Below are 10,460 nucleotides of genomic sequence, written 5' to 3'. Positions count from 1 at the left end.
TAGCGATATGACAGATTACTTTTTTATCCCATTTTGAAGTAAATACAAAATTGTACTTTTTTAAGCAAATAAAAATCTTTTGCAAGATATGAGCAGTGAGCTTTGAGCGAACCTTAATTAAAAAAAGCTCAAAGCTCATTGCTCGAAGCTACTTTACTCCTAACTCAGAGTGTCAAGCCTTCTTAGAAGGCAACCGTTAGTGGTATATGAGTAAACAACTTGGTACATAATTATAAAATGCGTTGCATTTTTGCAATGTAACATTGCAATACACTCTGACGTAGTGAAACACTACGCCAAGCAAGGGAACGCTTCGCTAAACTAACGACCAGACCGAGAAAAGAGAAGATCTGAAAGCGGGTCATCAAAATCACGTTCATAGTTCATTAATACTTTAATTAATATGAAAAAATTAATCATTACCTTTTTCTTAGCAACTCTTTTTATTAAAGCTTTTTCGCAAAAAACACAGACCATTACTGGTGATGTGAAGTGTATTATTCAAAATAAACTCATAACATCTGAGTGGACTGATGAAGATGATGCTTCTACAGCATCATTATTTCAAACAGATTTAAAAACGAAAAGTCGTCATTTGATAGCTAAAGACTTGGGAAATGACCAAATAGCAGCGATTGATGAAAAAATATTATTATATATAAATGATAAAAGGTTATTTACATTTGACATTACAAATAGACAAAATAAAGTGATTTATAAGGTAAATGATTCTGTTGATATAGTTGGCATTTCATTGGACTTAGCAAAGGAAAATATTTACGCTATCGAAATAGATAGAAAATTGAAAATATTTAAGATAGTCTGTATCAATATTTTTAATAGAACCGCTAAAATTGTAGCTATTTCTAAATTTGACTTAGAAGATGTTGAATATGTTAACGCTAAAATAGTTACAAAAAAAAATAACTTATATATATGGATAGATTTTATGTTATATGAGTTTGATATAATTAAAAATCAGCTCAGTATGATTGATTCTGCTATTACAAGTTTTGCTATTGATAACGATAGTCTATATTACTTTAAAAACTATAAAGAAAGCAAACCACAGTTAGAGGTAATCAATCTATTAAATAGTAAAAGGTTGATTATTGATAAAGTAGATAAGTATAAAATTGTTGAAAGCATCTATAGCTGTAAAAATAGGGAATTAAAAACATCAATTATTAACAATAAATATAGAGCATCACTAAATTATTGTGGTGATTTTTTTAGAATTACAGATTCATCTTTTAAGCCTATAGATAAATTTGTTTTGTTCGAAAATGAGAAAGTAATAGTATTTAAAAATAAAGACAATTTTAATAAGGATAAGACAAATTATATTCTTAAAAAGTAAAAGATAGAATTTCCCTCGCTTGCCCGTAGTGTTTTACACTACGGCAGAGTGTCAAGCCTTCTTAGAAGGCATCCGTTAGTAGTATATGAGTAAACAACTTGGGACATAATTATAAAATGCGTTGCATTTTTGCAATGTAACATTGCAATACACTCTGACGTAGTGAAACACTACGCCAAGCAAGGGTAATTCGCCTGAGAAAGTAGTGATTATTAGTTTGCCGATTAGCTCGGTTTAGCTTTGAGCTTTGAGCCTTGAGTTATGAGCGAGCATTAATTAAAAAAAGCTCAAAGCTAAATACTCCTAATTCACTAAAGCTGTATCGTAACTCAGTTTTTCTGTATTAGATGGCAGTTTTGATGAGCTATGATACTGAAAATTGGAGTTAAAGCTCGCCAAAACTGCATTGTAGCTCAGAAAATTGGAGTACCTACTCGCTTGCACTGAGTCAGTACTCCATAAATCTGAGTTAAAGCTCAGTCAAATTAAGTTGATAGTCAGAAAAGCTGTATTAGAATTCAGTTTATGTGGGCTTGCTCCCAGCTATGAGCCTTGAGCGAACCTTAATTAAAAAAGCTCAAAGCTCGTAGCTCATAGCTCACAGCAAAAAAAGCTAAAAAGCTATCGTACTTCCAATTTCCAGTTTTTAACTTGCATTTTTTCGATATGATGTACTTCGGCGATGCCAAATTCTCGGAATCCAGCTTTTTTAAGTACATTTTGTGATGGTAAATTGAAAAATGGCGTATCGGCAAGAATGGTTTTTAAAGATGGTTCAAGGCTCGCCCAGTCTAACAAACATTTGAGAGCCTCGCTTGCATAACCTTTTTCTCGGTGTTTTCCATCAATAAAATAGCCGACCATCGTTACGCCATCTTGGTCTGGGAAACCCGCAAAACCGATGCCGCCGATAGAAATATTTTCGGCAACTAAAACGATTTCCCAATTGGTGTACCAAAAAAAGTTATCAGGGTTTTCGGCAGTCATCGGAAGCCAGAAATTTACTAAAGCATCCAAAGTTTCGGCTTTGAAGAAATCTTCAATTTGCCAATTAGATGGATTCAGTCCTAATTTTCGCTCCATTTTTTCTCTACTTTGGATAAACCAGAGCGTCAGTAAATCATTATCTAAAGGAATTAATTTTAATCGTTCTGAATATATTTCTATCATCACATTTTCCACGATTCGCCACATCGTGTATATCAAAAATTAACCAGCGATTTGGCAAATCGTGTGAAAAATCTATGTTTAAAACAATACTTATCGACGACGAAAAACTGGCTATCAATCGCCTTGAGAGATTGCTGGGCAAATATACAGATACTTTTGTGATAATCGGACGAGCCAATAATGGTGCAGAAGGGCTTTCGTTGGTAGAAACGCTTCGCCCTGATTTGATTTTTTTAGATATTGAAATGCCTGTGATGACGGGCTTTGAAATGCTTTCTCGCCTTACTTTTATGCCTTTGGTGGTTTTTGCCACGGCTTTTGATGAGTACGCAATAAAGGCTTTTGAGGAAAATTCAATCGACTATTTACTCAAACCCATCGAGTATGAAAGATTAGACAAAACGGTGCAAAAACTTAAACTTTGGCAAGCCAATACAAAAGCAAAAATTGAACAAGCCAACAATCAAGAGCATTTATTTAACGATAATCTTTTGAAAATGATTGAGGCAATGAAGCCTAAAAAATCAATTAGTTCAATTTCTGTAAAAACAGGAAGCAAGATTTTATTGATTGATTTACAGGACATTAGTCATTTTGAGGCTGACGATAAGTATGTTTTTTTGATGACTTTAGATGGGCAAAAATACTTGACGAGTTATACGATTTCAATTCTTGCTGAAAAATTACCGACAAATAATTTCCTACAAATCAGCAGAGCGAATATTGTTAATACTTTGAAAATCAAGGAAATTGAGAAGCATTTCAATGGAAAATTTCTAATTACGATGAAAGATAAGGCTCAAAGTAAAATGATTTCGGGCGGTACTTTTGGAGAGGCGATTAAGGCTTTGTTTGAGATTTAGATGTTTTGGGGGGACTTTAGGACTTGAAGACAAAAGAAGCAAGAGACAAGATGAAAGAGGTTTTGTTGGAGATGTTTGGATTTTGAGACAGAAGGACTAAAAAATAAAAATCACTAATTCACAACTCACTAATTCACAATTCACTAACTCACTAATTCACAACTAAAAAAAGCCTTTGGCTATTAAATAAGGTACAATTAACCAAAGTAATCCTTTGATTAAGAAAAAGAAAAAACCTGCCCAACCTAAGCGTTTGAGCCATGCACGAAAGTCTTTTTTGGGTGGGGTCTGATTAGTTTCCAATGTTTATGAGTGATTTCCAGATTAACGCCATTACTTTTCAATTAGTTTTCGCCTCAATGATTTTTTGCTTCACTGAGGCGAAAAAAATGTTTATTTCAGTAAATCTTCGATGGCGTTTTGTACTTTATCAAAACCAAATTTTGCCGTTACTTCTTGCATCATTGCAGAAATTTGTTCGTTGCATAAATTGCCAATACTTCCTTCGTGACTGTGTTTTAAATCACGGTTTGGCGTATAAGTATTTGAATTGATTTCGTTTCCAATAATTTTATAGGCCTCACGGAAAGGCACTCCTTGTAAAACTAATTCGTTTACTCTTTCTACCGAAAATAATAAATCATACTTGGCATCGTCTAAAATGCCTTCTTTTACTTGAATGTTTGAAAGCATGAAGTAAGTCATATCTAAACAATTCAAAATTTCATCAAAAGCAGGCATCAAAATTTCTTTCAAAATCTGCATTTCACGATGATAACCCGAAGGCAAATTGCCCATTACCAACATAATTTCGTTGGGAAGCCCTTTCAAACGATTGGTTTTTCCTCTTAATAATTCTGCCACATCAGGATTTTTCTTGTGTGGCATAATCGAACTTCCTGTCGTCATTTCATCAGGTAATTTAATGAAACCGAAGTTCTGAGAATTATACAAACAAATATCCATCGCCAATCTCGAAAGCGTTGAAGCAAACTGAGCGATGGCAGTGGTGGCAAACAATTCAGTTTTACCACGAGACATTTGGGCATACACTACGTTATAATGCAAATTATCAAAACCCAACAATGCTGTCGTCATGGTTCTGTTCAAAGGAAAAGATGAACCATAACCAGCTCCAGAACCCAATGGATTTTTGTTTGCCAAACGATAAGCCGTTTGCAACATTTCCATATCGTCCACCAAGCTTTCAGCATAAGCTCCGAACCACAAACCAAAACTTGAAGGCATGGCGATTTGCAAATGCGTATAACCCGGCAACAATACATCTTTGAATTTTTCACTCAAAGCAAGTAGCAATTCAAACAAACGATTGGAAGATTCTGCTACTTCTTGCAAACGAGCCCGAGTAAAAAGTTTTAAATCCACCAAAACTTGGTCGTTTCTCGAACGTCCAGAGTGAATTTTCTTTCCAGCTTCGCCCAATTTACGAGTCAGCATTAATTCTACTTGCGAATGCACATCTTCGATACCTTCTTCAATCGTAAAATCTCCTGCTTGAATACTTTGGTAAATCGCTTTTAATTCTTGCTGAATTTCGGCTAATTCATCTTTTTCAAGTAAGCCGATACTCTCTAACATTTGCGTATGAGCCAAAGAACCCAACACATCAAATTCAGCTAAGAGTACATCAAATTCGGGGTCACGCCCAACGGTAAATTTTTCAATCTTTTCATTGACCGAAACATTATCTTTTTGCCAGAGTTTGCTCAATTTTTTATCTTTTATATTTCGTTTAAACCTTTATAAATATCTTTTTACGATACATCCACCGCAAAATTAGCCATTCAAAACCTAAAACTAATGTTCCTTGCACCAAGCTTTGATATGGGATACCAAAAATTGTGGTATAATCTTTCCCCAAATGAATCAATAATGATTTTGCAATGTACGAATCAATCGTATGGGCGATGATATAAGCTGCGATGGAATTTGTCCCTATCACCAAAAAGAAAAAAGCAAAATTCCCTTTTTGAAGTACATCTATTGTCCAATAAAAAAATGCCATCAACAGAAAACACCAACCTCCGCTAAAAAGTACCCAAGTGGGTGTCCAGATTCTTTTTACATTCGGACAAATACCAAATGCGTTTAAGATTGATGCCAAGACCAAACCGCTAATACCCAAAATGATAAAAGTCTTTAACTTTTCATTAGACGAAGTATTGGTTTTCAAGATATTTCCTGCCAAAAGTCCTAAAATCATCGTGCCTAAAGTAGGAATAAAACTGAGCGTAACGTAGCCTCCGCCATTGAAAACGAAAGGGTTTTCTCTTGGAAAAATATTCAAAAACCATTGGTCGAAGTCGGAAGCTAAATTGGTGTTTTTGTTCCAATGAGCGGCAAATCCTGATAAGTGATGCGACCAATCTTTAGCAACGCCAACACTTGTGGTATCAAAATTAGCATCAGGCAAAGGATACAAAGCAAAAGCCAACCAATAGCCCAAAAGAATGAATACTAAAGTGGCGATTTGAATTTTCTGAGAACGGAAATTCAATAAAAATAAGAAAGAATAACCCAAACCAATTTGGGTAAGTGTGTCTTCAAAAGTAAAATTTGTTTGTTCTTTCCACTGCGAACGAAGGAAAATGCCCAACAAAATCAGTTTCAAAGAACGCCAAAGCACATGACTGAATACTTTGGTGAAATTCTCTTGATGTTGCAAGCGATTGGCTACTGAATAAGGCAAAACCACACCCACCAAAAAAGAAAATGAAGGTTGAATTAAATCGTGCAGTGAACAACCAATCCATTCTACGTGCGATTGATTGAAAGTTAAAAAATGCCAAAAAGTACTTTGGGGTACAGCTTCCGAAACTTTTTCAAAACTCAAAACCTCAGCCATCATTAAAAACATCACAAAGCCACGATACACATCTGCCGAAGTAAGTCGATTGGGAAATGATGGTTGAGACATTGTTTTGGAGGAATTTGGATACTTATTTTGAAATGATTACTTCACCTAACATTTTGATATACAAATCTATTCCTTCTTCAATTTCTGATAAATAAATAAATTCATCCGCAGTATGCGAACGACCTGAATGCCCTGGTCCCAATTTCAGTGATTGACAATCTAAAACCGCTTGGTCAGAAGTAGTCGGCGAACCATAAGTTGTTCTTCCCAGTTTAATCCCCGCTTTAACAATTGGATGTTCTAAAGGAATCGAAGAGGGTTTCAAACGAATTGAACGAGCATCAGCCTCAGAGCTTATATTTTGGCGAATCGTGTCTAAAGTTTCTTCTAAAGAATATTGTTCGGTTACTCTGCAATCAATCGTAAAAGTACAAGTATCAGGCACTACATTGTGCTGTTTTCCTGCATTAATAATCGTTACCGACATTTTCATTTTTCCCAACACAGGCGATACTTTCGGAAATTCATACTGCTGAATCCAAGCAATATCACGAAGAGCCTTGTAAATGGCATTGTCGCCTTCTTCACGGGCGGCGTGTCCAGCTTTTCCGTGAGCAGTACAATCCACAACCATCAAACCTTTTTCGGCAATGGCTAAGTGCATTTCGGTAGGTTCGCCTACGATGGCAAAAGAAATTTCTGGTAAATCGTTTTCTTTCAACAATAATTCTAAACCATTTACGCCCGAAATTTCTTCTTCGGCAGAAGCTACAAAAAGTACATTGAAACTTAAATCACTTCTATGATAAAAATAACAGAAAGTAGCCAATAAACTTACCAAACAACCTCCTGCATCATTGCTCCCCAAGCCAAAGAGTTTTCCGTCTTTGACCAAAGGTTCAAAAGGATTCAGTGTCCAAGAAGGATTCGGTTTTACTGTATCGTGGTGGGAATTAAGTAATACAGTTGGCAATGCTGGATTGAAATGTTGGTTTCTTGCCCAAAGGTTATTGATTTTTCTACGAAAAGGAATGTTTCTTTCTCTGAAAAATTCTTCAAGAATATCACCTGTTTGTTGTTCTTCACGGCTAAAAGATTGTGTGGCAATAAGTTGTTTTAAAAGAACAATAGCGTCTTGAGTAAGTTGTTGTTGTAAGGTCATGTTTTTGGATGGCTTGCGAATTATCCAAGTTTGGAAAAACGCTCAGTGAGGTCAAATATATCTTCTTTGCGAGCTAAAAGATGAATCCACTCGGTAGGAATTTGGTCGAAACCATAATACAAACCAGCCATTCCGCCCGTTACAGAGCCGATGGTGTCGGTATCATCACCCAAATTAATGCCTTTGAGTACGGCATCATGAAAATTATCAGTAGTGAGAAATGCCCAAAGACTGGCTTCTAAAGTATGAAGAATGTAGCCTGATGAGAAAATCTCATCTTGTGAAAGATGTGAAATATCATCAAATAGAATTCTATTATAAAGTTCTATTTCAGCATTTTTGATTTGAATCAAATGTAAATAATCTCTAACAGTATTTTGAGTTTCGTAATAGGCTTCAAATTTGTTTTCTTCTTTCAACAGATTTATCACAAATTCTACTGCAAAAAAACACCCAATTATGGTACGAATATGTGCATGAGTAATACTTGACACTTCTTTCACGATGCAAAAACGTTGATCGATTGGTTTGTTTTTCAAGTAAAAAGCCAGAGGAAGAATTCTCATTAACGATCCGTTTCCATTGGAGTAATCATCGCATTCACCTGATTGATAAGGAGAAACACCTTTTAATATTTTGTCGATGGCATTTCGGGTGGAAACACCAATATCAAATAATGTTCCTGTAGATGACCAATAATTAAACTCATACCATTTACACAAACGCTTTGCGAGTAGTTCTACATCATAGCCCTCAATCAGTTGTTCAGCCAAACAAAAAGACATCGAACTATCATCCGACCAAGTACCAGCTGGTTGATGATGCGTTCCATATTCACGCATACCCACTACGGGCTTTGCCTGTAAATGTTTACGACTCATAAACTCTACAGGTACGCCTAAAGCATCGCCTGTAGCAATGCCAAAAAGTAGTCCTTTACTGTGTTGCATAAACGTAAATCAGGTCGAAGCCTGTCATCATTTTATAGGTTATTCGGTTTTCAAAACTGTTCCAGCCACTCCATCTTTCACGGCTAGTTTTACTTCTTTTGCATGACAAATCGTTACTTGCGAAACACCATCTGCCAATGCTTTAAAAGCATTATCTAATTTCGGAATCATTCCTTTATTAATAACACCTGCTGCTTTATACTTTTCATAATCTTCTGGTTTCAAAACAGCAATTACTGCATCATCATCTTCTGGATCTGATAAGACACCTTTTTTCTCGAAACAATATACCAAATTTACTTCGTAAGTACCAGTCATGGCTACAGCAATGGCTTGTGCTTGCGTATCAGCATTGGTATTAAGCATATTTCCTTCTTTATCGAAAGTCAGCGGAGCAAAAACAGGTACAATACCTTGTTGTAACAAACTATCAATAAAAGTACTGTTTACTTTTTCAATATCTCCAACAAATCCATAATCCACCGTTTTAACCAAACGTTTTTGCGATAAAATTACGCCCGCATCTGCACCCGTCAAACCAATTGCATTATCGCTGAAATGTTGCATTTGAGCAACTAACGATTTATTTACCAAACCACCATAAACCATTGTTACAACATCTAACATCGCTTTATCGGTGATTCTTCTACCTTCAACCATTACTGTTTCAATGCCCAGTTTTTCAGCAACTTGCGTTGCGATTTTCCCACCGCCATGCACTAGAATTTTGGGTGAAGGAATATCTGAAAAATCTCTTAGAAATTGTTTACAAAAAGCAGGATTATCAATAACGTTCCCACCTATTTTTACAACTGTTAATTTCATATTATTTTAAAGGAAACGCTTTCGGAATTCCTCAAACGTTTCCTCAACAAAAGCTAAAATAAATAAGGACTTTCTTCTTTAATGATGCTAAGTAAAATCTGCTTCATGACCACTTGTGCAGACCATACTCTGTTTCCCGCTTGTTGAACAACAACTGAATTTGGAGAATCCAATACGGCATCTTCCACAACAATATTTCTACGAACTGGCAAACAGTGCATAAATTTAGCATTGTTCGTCAATTTCATTTTTTCCATCGTCACCATCCATGATGGGTCTTGGTTCAAAATTTGTCCGTACTGAGTATATGAAGACCAGTTTTTTGCATAAATAAAATCAGCATCTTTAAATGCTTCTTCTTGATTGTGCGTCACTTTGGCATTCCCTGCAAATTCTGGGGCTAATTCATAACCTTCTGGATGAGTAATGACGAAATCTACATCGGCAGCATTCATCCATTCTGCAAATGAATTAGGTACTGCCTGCGGCAAAGCCTTTACGTGCGGTGCCCAAGTAAGCACTACTTTAGGGCGTGGCTTCGTTTTTAATTCTTCAATAGTGATTAAATCTGCCAAAGATTGAAGAGGGTGACGAGTAGCCGATTCCAAACTTACGATTGGACGACCAGTATTTTTAACAAACTGACTGATTACTTTTTCTGAATAGTCTTCTTCACGGTCGGTCAAACCAGGAAAACTACGAATCCCAACAATATCGCAATACTGCCCAATAACGGGTGCTGCTTCTTTGATGTGTTCTGCTTTGTTGCCGTCCATGATAGCTCCATCTTCAAACTCCAAACCCCAACTATCTTGACCGACGTTCATTACCATCAATTCTAAACCCAAATTTTGTGCAGCACGCTGTGTACTTAAACGAGTACGAAGACTTGAGTTAAAAAACAAAAGCCCCATAGTACGATTTCTACCAAGGTGTTTGTCTGCGTAAGGAGTTTTTTTATATAATAGAGCTTCTTTTACAAGTGCTTGCACATCAACGGCATCTTTGACCGACAAAAAATTTTGCATATTTTTTAACAGATTGATTCAAATATTTTGATTAATTCCTCCAAATAAGACTAAGCAGATTAATTTTTTGGAGAATATTTTACAAAGTTAATTCAATTGTTAAAATAATACATGATTTTGTTTAAACTGCAGGTTGAACGCATTTAAAAATGCGAGTTATTTATAAAATTAGGAACTTTGTCAGATGAACTGGCAAACTTTCTTTCAAGACATTCCCGATTTTC

The 10,460-nt window shown here is 35.7% G+C and carries 10 protein-coding genes; 2 read left to right on the top strand and 8 right to left on the bottom strand.

The genetic code is table 11. The annotated features are described in order from the left end of the window. The first annotated feature begins 403 nt into the window (after positions 1 to 403). The gene (locus HNP25_RS21330; RefSeq protein ID WP_184137752.1) at positions 404 to 1,360 is read left to right on the top strand and encodes a hypothetical protein; all 957 of its coding nucleotides are present in this window, start codon (positions 404 to 406) and stop codon (positions 1,358 to 1,360) included. Positions 1,361 to 1,981: 621 nt separating this feature from the next. Here HNP25_RS21330 and HNP25_RS21325 read toward each other — a convergent pair. Then, a complete protein-coding gene (locus HNP25_RS21325) occupies positions 1,982 to 2,530 on the bottom strand; it encodes a GNAT family N-acetyltransferase (protein WP_184137750.1) in 549 nt (182 codons plus the stop codon). Positions 2,531 to 2,604: 74 nt separating this feature from the next. Here HNP25_RS21325 and HNP25_RS21320 point away from each other — a divergent pair, with 74 nt between their 5' ends. Next, positions 2,605 to 3,393 (top strand): LytR/AlgR family response regulator transcription factor, encoded by a 789-nt coding sequence (locus tag HNP25_RS21320; protein WP_184137748.1) that lies wholly within the window; start codon positions 2,605 to 2,607, stop codon positions 3,391 to 3,393. Positions 3,394 to 3,555: 162 nt separating this feature from the next. On the opposite strand, the gene HNP25_RS21315 is transcribed toward HNP25_RS21320, so the two are convergent. The 7 genes from HNP25_RS21315 to HNP25_RS21285 all read right to left on the bottom strand — a co-directional run bounded on the left by HNP25_RS21315 (position 3,556) and on the right by HNP25_RS21285 (position 10,236). Continuing rightward, entirely contained in the window at positions 3,556 to 3,696 is a 141-nt protein-coding gene (locus tag HNP25_RS21315) for a hypothetical protein (protein ID WP_184137746.1), read from the bottom strand. Positions 3,697 to 3,786: 90 nt separating this feature from the next. After that, complete coding sequence (argH, locus tag HNP25_RS21310; RefSeq protein WP_184137744.1) at positions 3,787 to 5,124, bottom strand: argininosuccinate lyase; 1,338 nt, start codon at positions 5,122 to 5,124, stop codon at positions 3,787 to 3,789. A gap of 22 nt (positions 5,125 to 5,146) precedes the next feature. Then, a complete protein-coding gene (locus HNP25_RS21305) occupies positions 5,147 to 6,331 on the bottom strand; it encodes an acyltransferase family protein (protein WP_229202930.1) in 1,185 nt (394 codons plus the stop codon). Between the two features lie 22 nt (positions 6,332 to 6,353). Next, positions 6,354 to 7,433, bottom strand: a complete 1,080-nt coding sequence (locus HNP25_RS21300) for a M20 family metallo-hydrolase (RefSeq protein WP_184137742.1) — start codon at positions 7,431 to 7,433, stop codon at positions 6,354 to 6,356. 20 nt (positions 7,434 to 7,453) lie between these two features. Then, positions 7,454 to 8,383, bottom strand: a complete 930-nt coding sequence (locus HNP25_RS21295) for an ADP-ribosylglycohydrolase family protein (protein ID WP_184137740.1) — start codon at positions 8,381 to 8,383, stop codon at positions 7,454 to 7,456. A gap of 39 nt (positions 8,384 to 8,422) precedes the next feature. After that, positions 8,423 to 9,208: an acetylglutamate kinase gene (gene argB / locus HNP25_RS21290; RefSeq protein WP_184137738.1), complete on the bottom strand. Its 786-nt coding sequence runs from the start codon at positions 9,206 to 9,208 to the stop codon at positions 8,423 to 8,425. A gap of 53 nt (positions 9,209 to 9,261) precedes the next feature. Beyond that, entirely contained in the window at positions 9,262 to 10,236 is a 975-nt protein-coding gene (locus HNP25_RS21285; protein WP_184137736.1) for an N-acetylornithine carbamoyltransferase, read from the bottom strand. Between the last annotated feature and the right edge of the window lie 224 nt (positions 10,237 to 10,460).

The organism is Arcicella rosea, from assembly GCF_014204325.1.
Lineage (GTDB): Bacteria > Bacteroidota > Bacteroidia > Cytophagales > Spirosomataceae > Arcicella > Arcicella rosea_A.
Note: the sequence above shows the minus strand (reverse complement) of the source record. Positions and strands in the feature narration are given on the sequence as shown.